Genomic DNA, 16505 nt, shown 5'->3' with positions numbered 1-16505 from the left:
CGCTTACACACCTCCACGGATATGCGGAGCTACTTCGGACTGATAAAATTCGCTAAGACGCTCCATTTCAGCTGAACTATAGGATGGAACATCCAGTGTAGCAAGATTGTCTGCGATCTGAGCCTCGTTCTTGAAGCCAGGAATGACACAGCTGACGGCCGGATGATCCAGAATCCAGCGCATAGATGCTCTGGCCATATTCCCGCGTCCTTCTGCGATCCAGTCGAGCTTGCGGGCCAATGCAACACCGGTGACAAACGGCAGTCCGGCGAAGGTCTCCCCGACATTAAAGTGCTCCCCGTTCGCATTGAAGCTGCGGTGGTCGTTCTCCTGGAATGTGCTGGATTCCTTGAATTTACCAGTCAGCAGTCCGCTGGCCAGCGGCAAACGCACCAGAATACCCGCTCCGTGGGCGGCAGCACGCGGCAGCAGTTCAAGTGCAGGCTGCTGGCGAAACAGATTGAAGATCACCTGCAGCGCCTCCACACCTGGATATTCAAGGCATAGCAGACCTTCCTCGATAGTTTCAACACTCACGCCGTAATGGCGGATTTTGCCTTCAGCTTTCAATTGGTCAAGCGCTTCGAAGACACTGCCGTCCCGTAGAATCTCAATCGGAGGACAGTGGATCTGATACAGATCAATGGCCTCTCTCTCCAGCCTGCGCAGGCTCTGTTCACAATATTCACTAATTCTGCGTGCGGAGTAGTTCTGCGGATCATGAATATCTCCACCACGGCAGAACTTAGTGGCAATATGTATCTCATCCTGCTTGCCTTTGGTTGCCTTGGCGAGTAGCTCTTCCGCATGCCCGGAGCCGTATACATCGGCAGTATCAAAGAAATTAACGCCCTGCTCCAAAGCCAGCTGCAATCCCTTGAGTCCGTCTTCATCCCTGCTGCTGCCCCAGTCCCCGCCGATTGCCCAAGTGCCAAAGCTGACTTCACTTACTGATAAACCTGTATTTCCCAGCTTGCGGTATTTCATCGTAGAACCTCCGTTTTGAGTTTAGTTAGTATAATGAATCCTATGGAACCGTTAACAACTGACCTTATTATTATGAATGGTTTGCACGGTAAGGTCCAGTCTCTGTATAGTTATACCGCCCCATACTTAATCGCAGATTGCATACTAGTCCGTTCTTGCGGGAGATTCCAAGTCCATCCACCTCTGACGCGGACTGAGATTCCCTTAATTGAGCTTATCAGGGTGATTTGCTGAACAATCGGACTCAGAATCGCTTAAATTACTCAATACTGTTCATTTCAGACACGATTTAACTAGATAACGGAATCTCAGTCCGCATCCTACAACACTGGATTTCTTACCCAAATGCAACATAGAGTTGTTTACATTAAAAAAGACCGCCTCCATTCTAATGGAGCACAGCCGGTGACTGAAGTTTAAGCTCCTAGCTCTCCATGACATAAGCAAACACCGGATAGCTCTCCACATGCTCGAATCCCAGCTTCAGTGCCAACCTATGTGACGCGGTATTCTCATGTGTGGTTTCCCACAAGGGTAGCTGGCCTCTCTCCAGGTAATAACTAATCAGTGACCGGGCGGCTAGCGTCCCGTATCCTTTACCGCGCTCAGCTTCTGAGTATGTAACCACATCAATGAAATAACTGTTGTTCACGGTCCTCTTCATGAGCCTCCAGAACAGTAAATTCCCTGTAGTCAACGGTCACACCATATTCAACCTCCAATACAATCATGAAGATCAGCGCCAGAAACCAGTTTGAAGGTACTGTAGTGTCGATTGAAGAGGGACAAGTCAATGCGAAGGTTGTGGTGGACACCGGAGGCCAGAAGCTCACTTCTATTATCTCAGTAGAAGCGCTACGCGATTTGGAACTGAAGGAAGGCTCTGCTGTTACGGCAATTATCAAAGCTTCCTCCGTATTGCTGATGGCATAACCGGCTTACGGCTTGCGCCGGGTAAGCTCATAGCCTATGCAAGCCCGCACGCCAAAAGACCTGATCCGGCGATCCGCCGCCACTCAGGTCTTTTGGGTTCAGTACCGCAGCACCAGCACAAACCGCATGCCCCGCTCCAGCGGCTCCGCGAAGATATCGCCGCCCATCTTCACCAGCAGCTGCTTGCAGATGAATAGGCCGAGGCCGTTACCCGGCTTCCCGTCCGCATTGGAGCCGCGCCAGAAGCTGGCGAAGATATAGGGCAGCTCGCCCAGCAATAGCGGTTCGCCTGAATTCTCAATGACGATGAGCTGGCGGTAGTCCTCTTCCCGGAAGGTCATGCTGACCGTACCGCCATCGCCGTATTTTATCGCATTCTCGATAAGATTATTAAGTACTTCAAGCAGCCTATCCAGATCACCCAACAGCAGCTTGTCCTGATAAGGACCCACCTTCAGCTCTATCTTCAGCAACTCCAACCGTTCTTTATGACCCAGGACCACCTTCTTGATTAACTCACTGATATAGAACTCCCCCGGCACGACCTCCATTTCCTGCAGTGAGGAGACTGAAGCCATGATAATATCGCCGATCAGCTGTTCAATATCCTCTGCTTTCTGACCAATCAGCCTTGCAGCAGCTTTGCGTTTCTCTTCACTGTCATAGAGGCTTTCGTCCAGCGCACTGGCGTATAGCCTGATCGAGGCGACCGGTGTTTTGAGCTCATGCGATAGAGAAGCGACCAGCGTCTGGCGGTCTTTTTCCAGGCGGAGATTGGTCTGCTTCTGGGTGTCCAGCGTTTGCCGCAGCAGGTCGAGCCCCCATACGAAACGGCCGAAGAACCGGCTCCGGTGCTCCTTCATCCCTGTATTCACATGACCCCTGGACAGCTCATAAGGCAACTCTTGTAGGGTGTGAAACGGCTGCAGAATCTGCTTACGGATATAGAACAGCAGGGCTATCATTGCCCCAAGCACCGCCAGCAGGAACACATTCAGGACCAGGAATACGCTGCGGTCCGCACCGGGCAACCGGTATGAGAACCTTAAATACCCTGTCAGCTGCTGCTCCAGATAGACAGGTTTGACCGTGAATTCGTATGAATCCGCTACACCTATTCCGGCAAAAAACCGCTCAACTGCCTGTGCTTCCGCCCCCTGATCTATCCAGCTTAAGCCGTTAACGTATGTATAATCTCCCGGAGTAAGTATAATCTCTTCCGGCCGCACCCCGCGCTGCACCTGCTCAATAATCCGGTTGATCTCCACCCGGTAAGCTTTGCCGGGCTCCCTTATTTCCCGGTAGGATACATATGTATTCAGAATGGCAATCACGATGAACCCGCCGAGTATTGTCCAGAGAATCAGTCTGTTAAATGCCTTCATACTTGTATCCTACCCCCCAGACGGTTACAATCCGCCTTGGCTCTTTGGGGTTCAGTTCGATTTTGTCCCGCAGCTTATTCATATGTACCGTCAGCGTCGAAGGCTCACTGAAGCTGTCTGCCCCCCATACCTGCTGGAACAGCCACTCTTTACGCAGAGCCTTTCCCTTGTTATTCATCAGCAGCACCAGCAGCTCATATTCCTTGGCCGTCATCCCGAGCTGCTGCCCGCCTCTATATACCATCATCGAGGTCCGGTTAACTGTAAGGTCTCCATCGGCCAGCAGCTGCTTATCATCGTTCATCTCATAGCTGCGACGCAGATGTGCTTTGACCTTGGCTGTCAGCAGGTTGACCGAAAAAGGCTTCTCCAGATAATCATCTGCGCCCAACGTAAGGCCGATAATCTTATTGTCATCCCCATGGCGTGCACTCATAATCAGAATCGGCAAATTGAACTTCTCCCTGGCGATTCTGCAGACGGCGAAGCCGTCAAGCTCCGGCAGCATAATATCGAGCAGCAGCAGCCTGACCGGATGCATCTCCAAATATGTCAACCCCTCTTCCCCGGAAGCCGCAATGAATACAGAATACCCCTCCAACTGCAAAAAATCCTTGATCACCTCCGCCAGCTCCGCATTGTCTTCAATGATCAGAATATCCGCCACGGCTATCTCCTCCTGCTGCTTGTTACCAGCCCATCTCCATCAGCCAGCCCGCCAGGCTGCGCTCACGTTCCCTCGAACCCTGCTCCGGTGAATATTTGCCCAGGACATGCTCGCCCTGAATATTGCCGTCCACCATATATAATACCTTATCACTCTGTGCGGCTACCTTCACATCATGGGTCACAATCATAACGGTTGTTCCCTCACGGTTGATCCGGCACAGCTCATTCATGACTTCCTGCGCAGCTTTCGAATGGAGTGCACCCGTCGGTTCATCGGCAAACAGCATCGCCGGCTCATTAATCAGTGCCCGGCAAATACAGGCCCGCTGCAGCTGTCCGCCGGATACCTCTGTAATGTCATGTCCGGCCGTTTCAATAATATTCAGCTTCCGCATCAACGCATCTGCGTACTGATTGACATCGCTGCGGCTGCGCCTGCTTCCCTTCCCGGATATCGCCTGATAGCCCGATAGAATGATATTATCATAAACCGACAGATTGCTCAGCATATGCATCTGTTGAAAGATGAATCCCATCTTGTGCAGCCTCAGGTCAGCCATTCCTTTCTCGGAGAGCTGCGAGAGACTCTGCCCGTCAAACACCACTTCACCCGCCGTGAGCCGGTCCATCCCGCTGACGGTGTAGAGCAGTGTTGATTTACCTGAGCCGGACGGCCCCATCACGGACACGAATTCTCCTTCATGAAGCGTAAGATTAATATTCCGCAGGACATTATTCTGTCCTTTATTTACAATATAGGTTTTGCATAGATTGGTCACTTCAAGTACAGCTGCCATTCAATATTCCTCCTTGGGTAAATGATTTCTGTTCGCTGAAGCTCACTCTTTATTCATATTCCAGATCTGCACACGTTTGATCTGACCGCAGCTGGTGTATACCGCCAGCATGACGACAGCAAGGATGAGCAGCGGATAGAACACATAGACCTGAAGCGGGACGATCGTGAGTTCCAGCTTCGTCAGACCGAATATCCGGAAGAGGATGCCGAGTAAACGTCCTCCAAGGGTGTTTGCGGCGATTACACCCAGGATTAATGAGGCTGCCATAATAATCAGAATGCGCAGCACCTGCCACAGCCGGATGGCTGAATTCGTGAAGCCGATGCTCTTCATCACCGCAATCCCGTGCACTTCCTTCGTAATCATCAGCCTGACAAACAGGCTAGTGATGAAGAATGTAATGATGCAGATAATTGCCGTGAGCAGCGAATTGATGCTTTTTAACTGGCCCATGAAGCCTCCAGTGATTTCGCCCAGCATTTCCAGCGCCGTCTTGATATTCAGGTCACTGTACTGACTCTGGATTTCCTTAATCATCTCTGCCTTTTGGTCAGCCGGGGCATTGATTGTTCCGGAGAACAGATAAGCACCTATCACCTGCGGGTTGTATTCCTGTGCAATCCAGACCGCATAGCCCTCGTTAGAGATACTTTGGAACAATCCGGTAATGATAAAAGTGCTTTGTACGCCATCAATCTCAAATATCATATTGTCGCCAACCTGCTTGCCGTATTTCTCGCTCATAATGGTTGTAACAGCAATTTCATTCTTAAGCATAGGCGCAGTGCCCTCCAGGAATGGAACGGATTCAGCGAAGTCATTCTTCTGTCCGTTAATTCTCCGGTTCTCTTGCCCGTCATCAGAAATGTACTTGGTCATCAATGCGTAATTCGCCGCAAGTGACACGTCAAACCCTTGCTCCTTCATACTCCGGCTGATTTCTGCCTTCTCCTGCTGAATCTCTTGAGTGGTCTTATCCCCTACCACAGTCTTGGTATAGAAATCCGCTCCAATCGTACCAAAATAATCCAGAAATGTAGGAGAAACAATTGTATTGGTCAAATTCACCGGAATCAGAATGATGGCTGTACTTAAGATTAGAGTTAGAATAAGCGAGGTATAGCTTTTCAGCCGGTTCAGCACATCGCTCAGCGCCAGGAAGAATGCGGTATGCAGGAACCGGCTTTTATGTAAATGAATGCTGCGGGAAGCCTTGAAGCGTTCTCCTGTCTGGCCTTGGCGGATAGCGTCAATGGCCGAAGCCTTGTTAATCTTGCGCATACAGAGTAAACAGAACAACAGAATGAAACCTATAATGGCCACAGTGCTGCACGCTGAAATAATGATGCTGATGCTGCCGCCGGGTAAGATCAGATACTGCGAGGTCCTGCGGGACATTAGCTCTGTCAGCGGAAGGCTGATTCCAAGTCCGATGGCGCCGCCAAGAAAGGCGAGACCCATATATTTCGTTAAATAGAGCTGCTTGATCCCCCGGCTCCTGAACCCGATCGCTTTCATCACGCCGATCTCCTTGTACTCATCCTGCAGCGTAGAGACAATCGTGAACCGCAGGGTGAGAAATGCAATGAAGATCAGAAATAGGCTGATCGCAAACATCATCACGGAGATGATCTGGTCTGTTAAATAAGACGTGGAGACTAGCGACTTGTCGGCATCGAAGTTAATAGGCAGATTCGTTGTGGCGAATGAGCCCGACAATTCCGTGGGAGATATACCCGGGACCGCGATTAAGCTCCACAGATTCACCAGAGAATCGTCTGGCAGGCTCTGCTCTATTTCTGCAAAATCTTCATCCGCCAGTATAATCCGTTTGAAGCCCATCAAATCCGACCCCATAAAGGCATCCTTGAAGAAACCGTGCACCTTGAAGGTTTTCGTTATATTGTCAAAGGTAAGTGTGATTGGTTCTCCTGACTTAATGCCACTGGCTAGTATTAGGCTTGTCGGCAGTCCTATTTCCCCTGGCTGAAGGCTATAAGGCTCATTGTCTTCTCCAAAGATAAGATTGACCTGCTCCGGCACGGTAGACAGCATAAGACTCATATTCCCGGAAAAGCTGGCACGCCCGTCAGGCATTTCTATCTGATTCAGCGTTATTGAGATAAATTTCTCCATGTACGAAGTCTCTACTCTCTTCTCATTCCGAATCCATTCCTGGATGACCTTGTTATATTCCGGATGATCGGCCAGCGCAATATTAAGATCTGCCACCCGGCTCTTGTCAATAAAACTGTCGAGGGCGCTGGAGGTGGAATACATCAGGCTGGAGCTGCTCGCTACGAGCGTTGAAGCCAGAATAATGAGTACCAATAGAACGGTATTCATCACTTTTTTACGACGCAGATCTTTTTTAAGTATTTTCAGGAACACGATGTTGTTCTCCTTTCGTCAAGCTCTGTCCTGATTATAGCGGGGCAAATATTAAATAATCCTTAAGTCGCTGCAAAAGAAATCCGCGCAAAAAAAGAGCTACAGAATGATCCATAGCTCTCTAATTACTTCTAACCTAAACGTCCTGCTCCGAGATCCCCGATTCCGGGTCAAAGGTAAGCATCTTCGTCGCTATTTTATCAATAAAGAACCGGTCATGGCTGACAGTAACTACCGCCCCGGGAAAATGAATGAGTGCCTGCTCCATCACTTGAATACTGGTCAGATCCAGATGATTGGTAGGCTCATCCAGGATGATCACAGCAGCACCGGAGAGAAGGCATTTCGCTAACGCTACTCTGGCCTGCTGGCCGCCGGATAGATGTCCGATCCTTTTGCTCAAATCTATTTCCGAGAATTGCAGCATAGACAGGAATTTGTTCACTTTTTTCCGCGGCGCATCGAGACCCAGACCATACACATTAACCGCATGGCTTACTGTATCTTTAGGATCAAGCTCGTCCCACATCCGGTTGAAATACGCGTAGCTGACACCTCGCTCCCAGGTCACAACCCCGGAATCCGGCTCCTCCTGACCCGTCAACACCTTGATTAGCGTCGATTTCCCGCTTCCGTTAGGGCCGACGATGACCAGCCGGTCTTCTTTTTGAATGTCGAAGCTAATGTTCTGGAAGATGGTCCGGTCATCATACGTCTGGCCAATTCCCTTCACTTCAGCAAGCTTGTCCGGAAAACGCAAATTGCTATAAATATCGGTAATCAGGACATTCACAGGATGCGGCTCCACCCGCTTTTTGATCTCCGTCAGCTTGCGCGACAGGCGGTCTTTGGGAGACTTTTTACGGCCCCGGTTATCCATGGCTTCAGACTCCATAAGCAGAAGTTCTTCCTCCCATTCAAACTGACGGTCGAGTACCTTTTTGCGCATCTTCTTTTTTTGAACATAATCGGTATAATTGCCTTCGTACTCCTGGAAATGATAATTCTCGATTTCTATGGTCCGTGTTACTACCCTGTCAATAAACTGCCGGTCATGTGAGACCAGAAGCATCGCCCCGGTGAAACGGTGCAGCCACTGCTCGAGCCATACGATGCCATCCATGTCCAGAAAGTTGGTAGGTTCATCGAGCAATACGACATCGGGCACCTCAATTAAGACCTTGGCCAGTGCCGCGCGGTTCCGCCACCCTCCTGATAACTCGTCTACAGGCTGATGCCGTGATCTCTCATCAAACCCCAGTTTAGTGAGCACCGTATTAATCTCCACCGAGACATTCCAGCCATCCAAATGATCCATCTGTTCAAAAAGCTCCGCTTGCCGTTCTAACAGGGTATTCATCTGGTTATCATCCGTTACTTGCCCAAGCTGTTCCCCAATTTGCTGAAGCTCCTGTTCGATAAGCGTCACCTGCCCGAAGCACAGCTCCAGCTCCTGTTGCACAGACAAGGACCCGGATAGCTCCGAGAATTGGGAGAAATAACTGATCTTAACCTTCGGGTCCAGCTCCACGTTCCCGGCCGTAGGCTGTTCTTGTCCCATGATCAGCTTGAATACAGTCGATTTACCTGCACCATTGCGTCCGATTAGACCTATTCGTTCACCTTTGCTTACGCGGAAATAGATATCTCTGAAGATCAATGTATCCTCATATTTCTTTGTCACATTCTCCATACGTATTACGCTCAAACCTATCGCCCCTCTGGTTCATAACCTCAAAATTCATCTATCCACACTCAGGGGTGATTATAACACTAAATCCGCATAACCGTTGTCACATTACACAAAAGGCCGCGATCCGCGGCCTTTTCACTTGAAACTAGAATTGTTTTTGGGCAAAATCATAAAAGGCCACGGCTGATTGCCATACCGGGAAGCCGGCCTGGGCCAGCTTGTCGCTGCCTCCGCCTTTGCCCTGATATTCGCCAAGATGGGCTTTGAAGAAGGCTCCGCAGGACAGATCCGCAGCACCGCTGTGGGCGAGCACCGCTTTATTCTCCGCCGCGCTCAGCAGCAGAACAGGCAGGTCCGTTAATGCTGTAAGCTTCGCCGCCAGACTCTGCAAATCCTTAAGCGCTCGGGTATCAGAAATATGTGTAATCAGTCCGCTGCCGGGTTCCAGTGCGGATAATAGCTCCCGGGCCAGATAAATATCATTCTGTTCCTTAAGCGAAGCCAGTTCAGTCTGCACCAGCTTCTGCTCATGCTCCCATTTCTCAATCCGGTCGATAATTTCGTCCTTACCGGTATTGAACTTGGCTGACAGCTGCCCCAGAATACGTACATTGTCATTGAATTCATCCAGTGCCCGGCTTCCGCATTTGAAGGTAATCCGGGTGTTGCCCTTCTGCTTCTCGGAACGCAGCAGCTTGATCATGCCCACGGCTCCTGTTGAAGCTACATGTGTCCCCCCGCAGGCGTTATGTTCGACACCTTCAATCTCCACAATCCGGATGTCCTCTGTCACCTTAGGCAGCTTCACCAGCGGTAGCCTGGCCATTTCTTCTGAAGTGACGAAGTAGCTGGTTATACTGCGGTTCAGGTATATCTGGCGGTTGACCTCTTGTTCGGCCTCCGCCATCTGTGCAGCAGACAGCTCCGGCACTCCGATGTCAATCGTGGCATAGTCACTGCCTAGGTGGAAGCTTAGTGTCAACGCCTGGTACAGATCACGGAAGACAGCCGACAACAAATGCTGGCCGCTGTGCTGCTGCATGTGGTCAAATCTCCGGCTCCAGTCGAGCCTGCAATTGACTTCAGCCCGATCAGGAAGCTGCGCTACCTTATGCAGCACCTCATTATCTTCCAGCACTACATCCAGCACCGGAAGCTCACCTATGTACCCTGTATCACAAGGCTGTCCGCCCCCGTGGGGATAGAAGGCTGTCTCCGCAAGTGTCACATAGATCCCGTCTTCACGTTCAACTGTACCACTTATGATTGTACTCCATTCATTCAAGTAGGCTGAATCATAATACAGCTTCTTAGTCATGCGTAGACTCCTTTCCGTTACCGTCTTCAGCGGGCGTGAAGAACCTTTCCATTACGACATAGTCCTTGCCGCCCTTGCTGAATACCTCATCTGTTGCCTGCATGCCAAATTTCTTGTAGAAGCCTGCTTTGTAGGTTCGTGCGTTGCAATAGATCCTTTGTACCCCTGCCTGCTCTGCCTCTTTCAGCACCGTCTGCAGCAGTCTGCTGCCGTAGCCCAGACCCTGCTCCAGCTCCAGCGTAGCAAACTTGCGGAACTGTGCTTCTGTACCATTAATAAACAGAGATAACACCGACACCAGCTGTTCTCCCAGATACAGCCCGTAATGTACACCCCGCTCATCATCCTCCAGCTTGATGTAATCTGGCTCACGCTCGGGCCACATCACTTCATGCCTAAGTTTCCATGCTTCTTCCTTCTGTATGATCCTGATCTCCATCTCATCCACTCCAATATATGTACTTAATGCATCGTATCCCATATCTGTTTGCCGATCAATATGACAGTGACTGTTATGAATAGCGGGCGGATATACGCCGCGCCTTTGCGGATGGCAATTCTGGAGCCCACAATAGCTCCGATCACCATCGGAATGCCCAGAATCAGCCCATGGGTATAGCTGACAGAGCCGAGGGCTATAAACGTAAGCAGACTCGTGATGTTGCTGGCGAAATTCAGCATTTTGGCATTGCCTGCGGCCGTAACAAATTCGAAGCCCATCATCAGAAAAGCAAAGATCAGAAAAGATCCGGTTCCCGGTCCGAAGAAGCCATCGTAGAAGCCTATGACCAGTGCCGCGATAATCCCGATCAGCCGTGTTCTGCCATTGCTGCCGGAGAAGGTGGATACATCTCCCCAGGCTTTTTTGAACAACGTATAGACCGTTATCACTACCAGCATGACAATGACCAGCGGCTTCAGAAACTCTGAAGGTACCTGACGGACGGTAAGTGTACCGGCTACCGCACCTATAATGGACAACGGAATCAGTGTCCGGACCAGCTTGAAATTGATTTTGCCGGACCGCACGAAAGAAGCCGTACTGGTCAGGGAGCACATTGACCCGGCCAATTTGCTGCTGCCCAGCAGCAGAGGGAGAGGAATCCCTACGGACAGCAGTGCAGGAATTGCAATCAGTCCTCCCCCGCCTACCACAGAGTCAATTAATCCGGCCAAAAAACCGCAAAGCACCAATACTGCGACCATGCCAATCGTCCAATCTTCCATCCCGTGCAAATCCTCCTGCTATGTACTTTACATTTGTTTTCAGTAAACTTCATTCAGCATACACAATTTTCGCAGGATGCACCATAGATTTGTGAAAATGCGTACGGCTCCGGTTACTCCTGTCACGCCCAGCCATGTGAAGCAAACCAGACACCATCCCTGAACTTGCTCCAGGCCTCCTGCACAAAAGGGATTACATTCTCCGGAAGATCATCCAGCGGGAACCAGCGCAGATCATCGCATTTATCCGGCTCGGTGTTGCAAATCTCACCGCTCCAATGCTCCGCTTTGAAGAAGAAATCAATCCGTTCATTTCCGGGAGTCCGGATATGCATCGCTCCGAGCATTTCAAGGTCTGATGGCGCGATGACAGCACCGCATTCTTCCCGGACTTCACGGATGGCGGCGGAGAACAACTCCTCACCTCCATCCAACTTGCCCGCAGGCAGACCGTAATCCCCGTCATGATGTCCTGTGTTCAAGCGCCTCAGCAGCAATATTTGCCCATCTTTGATCAGAAATACATGGACTACACTCAACAACCGGAAAGGTTCCATTTGTTAATCCCTCCTGTATGATCAGCTAACCAATTAAAGAGAACATTAGTTTGCCTTTTTACAATCGACTATAGCATACCAGGCTGTACTTTGTCAGACGGAAAGGGTACTGTCTTCTTCATTGAATGCCAAAAAGCGGTAAGGTTGCCCTCACCGCCCGCATGGCCCCTGCTACATTTACAGGAGTAAATCATTTATACGTATTCTGCTCATTTTTCTTATAGGTCGTTTTGTCATCCCTCAGGGATTCCTTGCGGATGTCACTCTTCTTCTGTTCCATCTGCTGCGCTTCCTGGCTGGTGACCGGGTCCTGATCAAGCTCCTTGACGGTATTAACCAGGTTCTTATCCGGTGCTGTATATTCTTCCACTGTATTGCCTCCTCTAAGTAGTGTGCTACTCGGTTCGGTTTATTTTGGCAAAGATCGGTACAGAATATACACAGCATGGCAGAAGTAAAAAAGCGGACAAGCCTGAGAATGGGCTTGTCCGCTTAGCAAAGCAGCTTATTCTATTCTTCCGAATCCACGTTATGGTAGACCTGCTGCACATCGTCCAGTTCTTCAAGAGCATCAATCAGCTTCTCGAACTGCGCCTGTGCATCTTCCGGCAGGGCCACATAATTCTGTGGAAGCAGAGTCAGCTCGGCTACGGTAAATTCCGTAATGCCTGCGCCGCGGAAAGCTTCCTGTACAGCGTGGAACTGGTCGGGTTCGGCATATACAATCACTGCTTCATCCTCTTCCAGCACATCACGGACATCCAGGTCAGCTTCAATCAGCAGCTCCATCACTTCATCCGCCGATTTGCCTTCTACACCGATTACAGCTGTCGGATCGAACATATAGGTTACCGAACCGCTGACACCCATATTCCCGCCGTTCTTACTGAAGGTGGAGCGTACCAGCGGAGCTGTACGGTTGACGTTATTCGTCAGCGCATCGACCACGATCATCGAACCGCTTGGACCGAAGCCTTCATAACGGAGCTCCACGTAATTTTCGTCGCCGCTGCCTTTTGCTTTTTCGAGTGCACGGTCGATAATCGCCTTCGGCACATTATAGGTTTTGGCCCGTTCCAGAACAACCTTCAGTGCCCGGTTGGATTCCGGATCAGGTTCGCCCTTCTTAGCGACAACATAGATTTCTACACCGAACTTGGCGTAGACCTTACTTGTATTGGCATCCTTGGATGCTTTCTTTTCCTTAATATTATTCCACTTACGACCCATATCGTTACCGCTCGCTTTCCAACATTTGATTAAAAACAGTCCTGTATATTATACCTCTGTTCGATATATCCCGTAAAGGGCCGTCCGGCGCTCATTCATAAATCCAGTAAAGCCAGCATCCGGTCCGTCCCCGCAGCCTGAATAAGCATTGGCAGACGCGGGCCTTCATCCGCACTCAGAACCAGCTGATAGATGATGGTGAACAGCCTTTTTTGCTGAGTCCGCATTGTTTTTTTGTCTTCATGATGACAGATCGCGTAGATTTGAGTCATTCTCTGCGTTTCGTCCAGCTCACAGTTTCTTAGCAGGCCGCAGAGGGTGCGCAGCCATTTCAGTTCTGCCGCGTCCAGTGAATGATAATAGGCTAAGTTCGGCGAAGAATTGACCGTAATCAGCTTGTGCGGCATCCAGTTTCTGATCCAGTGCTCCGCCCGGTCCGCCGTCAGCAGCAGCTGATGCTCATCTGCCTTCTCCCCATTCTTGGTGAGAATATCCCGGAGCAGTTCCCGGTCGAAGTTGATTAATGGCAGCAGACTGGACACCTGATTGAAGCTCGGGGACGTTCCGGTAGAGCCGCTTAGCAGCGATAACTCCAGCGCATCCGCAAGATCACCAGTTAATGCTCCGGTATGAACTCCAGCAGCATACCGCTCGAACTCCGCATAATTGCGCAGCACATCCTCATCCAGTCCAATATGAAAAGCAGCATTCGGCTGGTATTTGGCGAACAGGAACAGGATATTCTCCGGGGCATATATGTTCAGCAGATCATCGGGTGTGTAATTATGCCCGGAAGAGCTGGACATTTTGGAGTAACTGCCTTTAATGCTGATAAATTCATAGGGCTCATACATAGGCGGAGGGTTGCCGAAGATCCGCTCCGAGATTACTGCGGCCACATTATAGCTGCCGGTTTCAGACGAATGATCACGCCCTCCAGGCTCAAACACCACCTGCTCCATGTTCCAGCGCATCGGCCAGTCGATTTTCCAGTGCAGCTTCAGGTTGTCAGCCTCAGGAACACGAATGGTATCGGCATGACCGCACTTACAGCTATACACCACGGTCTCTGCGCTGTCGTCGAAGCTGTGAATCGTTGTCGCATCTTTTCCGCATCGTCTGCAGTATACACTTACCGGATAAAAAGCTGCCCGGTCTTCCGCAGAGCTCTCCCCTGTTTTGAACGACATCAGAATATCGTAGATCTCTTCCCGGTGGCGCAGGGCATGCAGGATTGCCGGATTATAGCGGTGTGACTGGTATTCCCGGCTCTGGTAGATGAATTCAGGCTCGATCTCAAACGCCTGCAGCGCCTGCTCAAACTCCGCCTCGAAATGTGCCGCGTACGAAGTATGGCAGCCATAGGGACAGGGAACCTGCGAATACGGCAGCCCTATATATTGTCCGAACGAAGGGTCCACAAGCTTCGGCACCTTCCGGAACCGGTCAAAGTCATCCCACGAGAAAATGAACCGTACCTCCTTCCCCGCCCGCCGCAGCGCTTTGGCTACAAACGAAGTGGTCACAATCTCGCGGAAATTTCCGATATGGACCGATCCGGACGGACTGATCCCCGATGCACATACAAAAGTCTGCCGCTCCGGATGGTTCACGATTAACTGGCTTGCTATTCTCTCTGCCCAATGCATGACAATCACCTCTACTGTTTTATGGATACGATTTGGAGCTTATTTGACTTGGCACGACGCCCGGCCGCCCGGGAACACAAAAAAGCTCCCGCCCTCAAGATTGTTATCTTGAGGACGAGAGCTTGAATAAGCTTCGTGGTACCACCTCTATTCGCGGACCTATTGCTAATCTTCCGCCTCTTCGGGTACGGCCTTTACGCTTATACCCTATCTCTGTAACGGGAGATCCCGGCATAGCATCCTTGGTGCTGTGCCCAATTCCGTATGCAGCTCAGAGACTTTTTTCAGATCAGACGCTTCGCTGCCCCCTTTCACCACTCTGGAGCTCTCTGTGAACGCTGCCGCCTGCCTACTCTTCTCTTCATCGCTTGTGTGTATGTAAGTAATTATTTGCAAGTGTACTTCGGGAGGGAGGGATCTGTCAATAACAAAGCATTAACCGGGAACAGTCCCTCCTTGGGAGATTCCCCCATTTCTTTTGCAAAAAAGAGAGCAGGTCACCCCTTCGGGCAAACCCGCCCTCTATGCAGCATATACCTTCTACTCCCAAACCTCATCCGCCGTCTCAATCACCAGCCGCAGCTTGTCCCACTGCTCTTCTTCGGTCAGGATATTCCCTTCCTCGGAGGAGGCGAAGCCGCATTGGGTGCTGAGACAGAGCTGATTAATATCCACATATTGTGACGCTTCTGCGATCCGGGCTTTGAGCTGCTCTTTGCTCTCCAGGCCGCCATGCTTCGTGGTCACCAGCCCCAGCACTACAAATTGGTTACGAATAAAGCGCAGCGGTTCGAAATCACCGGAACGTTCATTGTCATACTCCAGGAAGAACGCATCCACTTCGGCGCCAGCGAACAGCTCTTCGGCAACCGGCCCGTAGCCCCCGGCAGCAAACCAGGTCGAGCGGAGATTACCTCTGCACACATGCAGCGCAATCGTCATATCCGCAGGGCGGGCAGCGATGCTCTCATTAATCAGCCGGACATAGTCCTTCGCCAGCTGGTCGGGATCGACGCCTCTGCTGCGCAGATGCGCCCGGTGTTTGCCGCTGCAAAGTGTGCCCCACGTGGTATCATCGAGCTGCAGATACCGGCAGCCGGCATCGTAGAAGGCCTGTATCGCATCCCGGTACACCTGGATGATATCTCCATACAGCGTTGCGGAATCCGAGTAGACCTCGTTTCCGTTATAATCCTGCACGAAATGAAACAGCGCCGGTGAAGGAATGGTCATTTTGGCAAGCGTGACTCCGGCCATCTGCTGCAGACTGCTGAAGTCTGCCACCATAGGATGGTCGCCGAATGCGATTTTCCCGGTAATCTTGAAGCTCTCTGCCCGGTTCACCGATTCCTTGGAGCTGCCGGCCGGCCCGAGCGTGATCTTCTGTGTCCCCTGGACCCCGAAGAAGAAATCAAGATGCCACCAGGAGCGGCGGAACTCGCCATCAGTTACGGCATGTAGCCCCAGGGATTTCTGCTGCTGTAGCAGCTTGGCAATCTCTATGTTCTCAACCTCACGCAGTTCCCCGGCGGTCATGGTACCTTGGGCATGCAGGCTGCGCGCAGCTTTGAGCGCCTCTGGCCGCAGGAAGCTTCCGACAATGTCATAGCGAAAGGGCGGTGCATTTCTAGTCGATCCGATAACTGGACTACTCATACGTCCCTCC

General features: G+C 50.9%; 16 protein-coding genes. 1 reads left to right on the top strand and 15 read right to left on the bottom strand.

The annotated features are described in order from the left end of the window. Positions 1–3: 3 nt before the first annotated feature. Both R50912_RS16160 and R50912_RS16155 read right to left on the bottom strand, forming a co-directional pair. On the bottom strand, positions 4–987 hold the full coding sequence (locus R50912_RS16160) for an aldo/keto reductase (RefSeq protein ID WP_042236338.1): 984 nt from the start codon (positions 985–987) through the stop codon (positions 4–6). A gap of 424 nt (positions 988–1411) precedes the next feature. Then, positions 1412–1651, bottom strand: a complete 240-nt coding sequence (locus R50912_RS16155; RefSeq protein WP_042236336.1) for a GNAT family N-acetyltransferase — start codon at positions 1649–1651, stop codon at positions 1412–1414. A 65-nt stretch (positions 1652–1716) separates the two neighbouring features. Between R50912_RS16155 and R50912_RS16150 the strand changes: the two genes are divergently transcribed. Further along, positions 1717–1920: a TOBE domain-containing protein gene (locus R50912_RS16150; protein WP_042236335.1), complete on the top strand. Its 204-nt coding sequence runs from the start codon at positions 1717–1719 to the stop codon at positions 1918–1920. Positions 1921–2018: 98 nt separating this feature from the next. Here the strand turns inward: R50912_RS16150 and R50912_RS16145 are convergent, their stop codons facing one another. The 13 genes from R50912_RS16145 to R50912_RS16085 all read right to left on the bottom strand — a co-directional run bounded on the left by R50912_RS16145 (position 2019) and on the right by R50912_RS16085 (position 16495). Beyond that, entirely contained in the window at positions 2019–3305 is a 1287-nt protein-coding gene (locus R50912_RS16145) for a sensor histidine kinase (protein ID WP_052416386.1), read from the bottom strand. Next, on the bottom strand, positions 3292–3972 hold the full coding sequence (locus R50912_RS16140; protein ID WP_042236334.1) for a response regulator transcription factor: 681 nt from the start codon (positions 3970–3972) through the stop codon (positions 3292–3294). Before R50912_RS16140 ends, R50912_RS16145 begins: the two co-directional genes overlap by 14 nt. Before the next feature lie 22 nt (positions 3973–3994). Further along, on the bottom strand, positions 3995–4771 hold the full coding sequence (locus R50912_RS16135; protein ID WP_042236333.1) for an ABC transporter ATP-binding protein: 777 nt from the start codon (positions 4769–4771) through the stop codon (positions 3995–3997). 42 nt (positions 4772–4813) lie between these two features. Next, on the bottom strand, positions 4814–7165 hold the full coding sequence (locus R50912_RS16130; protein WP_042236330.1) for an ABC transporter permease: 2352 nt from the start codon (positions 7163–7165) through the stop codon (positions 4814–4816). 136 nt (positions 7166–7301) lie between these two features. After that, positions 7302–8873 (bottom strand): ABC-F family ATP-binding cassette domain-containing protein, encoded by a 1572-nt coding sequence (locus tag R50912_RS16125; RefSeq protein WP_042236328.1) that lies wholly within the window; start codon positions 8871–8873, stop codon positions 7302–7304. A 130-nt stretch (positions 8874–9003) separates the two neighbouring features. Then, the gene (locus tag R50912_RS16120) at positions 9004–10176 is read right to left on the bottom strand and encodes an alanyl-tRNA editing protein (RefSeq protein WP_042236326.1); all 1173 of its coding nucleotides are present in this window, start codon (positions 10174–10176) and stop codon (positions 9004–9006) included. Continuing rightward, positions 10169–10615, bottom strand: a complete 447-nt coding sequence (locus R50912_RS16115) for a GNAT family N-acetyltransferase (protein WP_197073092.1) — start codon at positions 10613–10615, stop codon at positions 10169–10171. The genes R50912_RS16120 and R50912_RS16115 overlap by 8 nt, the downstream gene beginning before the upstream one ends. Positions 10616–10638: 23 nt before the next feature. Further along, positions 10639–11403, bottom strand: a complete 765-nt coding sequence (locus tag R50912_RS16110) for a TSUP family transporter (RefSeq protein WP_042236324.1) — start codon at positions 11401–11403, stop codon at positions 10639–10641. A 122-nt stretch (positions 11404–11525) separates the two neighbouring features. Next, a complete protein-coding gene (locus tag R50912_RS16105; protein ID WP_042236323.1) occupies positions 11526–11960 on the bottom strand; it encodes an NUDIX hydrolase in 435 nt (144 codons plus the stop codon). Between the two features lie 190 nt (positions 11961–12150). Next, positions 12151–12330, bottom strand: a complete 180-nt coding sequence (locus tag R50912_RS16100) for a hypothetical protein (protein WP_042236321.1) — start codon at positions 12328–12330, stop codon at positions 12151–12153. Positions 12331–12470: 140 nt separating this feature from the next. Continuing rightward, positions 12471–13190 (bottom strand): YebC/PmpR family DNA-binding transcriptional regulator, encoded by a 720-nt coding sequence (locus tag R50912_RS16095; RefSeq protein WP_042236318.1) that lies wholly within the window; start codon positions 13188–13190, stop codon positions 12471–12473. 95 nt (positions 13191–13285) lie between these two features. Continuing rightward, entirely contained in the window at positions 13286–14839 is a 1554-nt protein-coding gene (lysS, locus tag R50912_RS16090; protein ID WP_042236316.1) for a lysine--tRNA ligase, read from the bottom strand. A gap of 540 nt (positions 14840–15379) precedes the next feature. Then, entirely contained in the window at positions 15380–16495 is a 1116-nt protein-coding gene (locus R50912_RS16085) for a 5-methyltetrahydropteroyltriglutamate--homocysteine S-methyltransferase (protein ID WP_042236314.1), read from the bottom strand. Positions 16496–16505 lie beyond the last annotated feature (10 nt).

The sequence above is a fragment of the Paenibacillus sp. FSL R5-0912 genome, from assembly GCF_000758605.1.
Taxonomy (GTDB): Bacteria; Bacillota; Bacilli; order Paenibacillales; family Paenibacillaceae; genus Paenibacillus_AQ.
The sequence above is the reverse complement of the archived record's forward strand: the minus strand, read 5'-3'. Positions and strand labels throughout refer to the sequence as shown.

What these genes read in the sequence shown, in the direction of transcription:
- R50912_RS16160 (WP_042236338.1), bottom strand. Translation starts at nt 987, where the DNA reads ATGAAATACCGCAAGCTGGGAAATACAGGTTTATCAGTAAGTGAAGTC.
- R50912_RS16155 (WP_042236336.1), bottom strand. Translation starts at nt 1,651, where the DNA reads ATGAAGAGGACCGTGAACAACAGTTATTTCATTGATGTGGTTACATAC.
- R50912_RS16150 (WP_042236335.1), top strand. Translation starts at nt 1,717, where the DNA reads ATGAAGATCAGCGCCAGAAACCAGTTTGAAGGTACTGTAGTGTCGATT.
- R50912_RS16145 (WP_052416386.1), bottom strand. Translation starts at nt 3,305, where the DNA reads ATGAAGGCATTTAACAGACTGATTCTCTGGACAATACTCGGCGGGTTC.
- R50912_RS16135 (WP_042236333.1), bottom strand. Translation starts at nt 4,771, where the DNA reads ATGGCAGCTGTACTTGAAGTGACCAATCTATGCAAAACCTATATTGTA.
- R50912_RS16120 (WP_042236326.1), bottom strand. Translation starts at nt 10,176, where the DNA reads ATGACTAAGAAGCTGTATTATGATTCAGCCTACTTGAATGAATGGAGT.
- R50912_RS16115 (WP_197073092.1), bottom strand. Translation starts at nt 10,615, where the DNA reads ATGGAGATCAGGATCATACAGAAGGAAGAAGCATGGAAACTTAGGCAT.
- R50912_RS16110 (WP_042236324.1), bottom strand. Translation starts at nt 11,403, where the DNA reads ATGGAAGATTGGACGATTGGCATGGTCGCAGTATTGGTGCTTTGCGGT.
- R50912_RS16105 (WP_042236323.1), bottom strand. Translation starts at nt 11,960, where the DNA reads ATGGAACCTTTCCGGTTGTTGAGTGTAGTCCATGTATTTCTGATCAAA.
- R50912_RS16095 (WP_042236318.1), bottom strand. Translation starts at nt 13,190, where the DNA reads ATGGGTCGTAAGTGGAATAATATTAAGGAAAAGAAAGCATCCAAGGAT.
- lysS (WP_042236316.1), bottom strand. Translation starts at nt 14,839, where the DNA reads ATGCATTGGGCAGAGAGAATAGCAAGCCAGTTAATCGTGAACCATCCG.
- R50912_RS16085 (WP_042236314.1), bottom strand. Translation starts at nt 16,495, where the DNA reads ATGAGTAGTCCAGTTATCGGATCGACTAGAAATGCACCGCCCTTTCGC.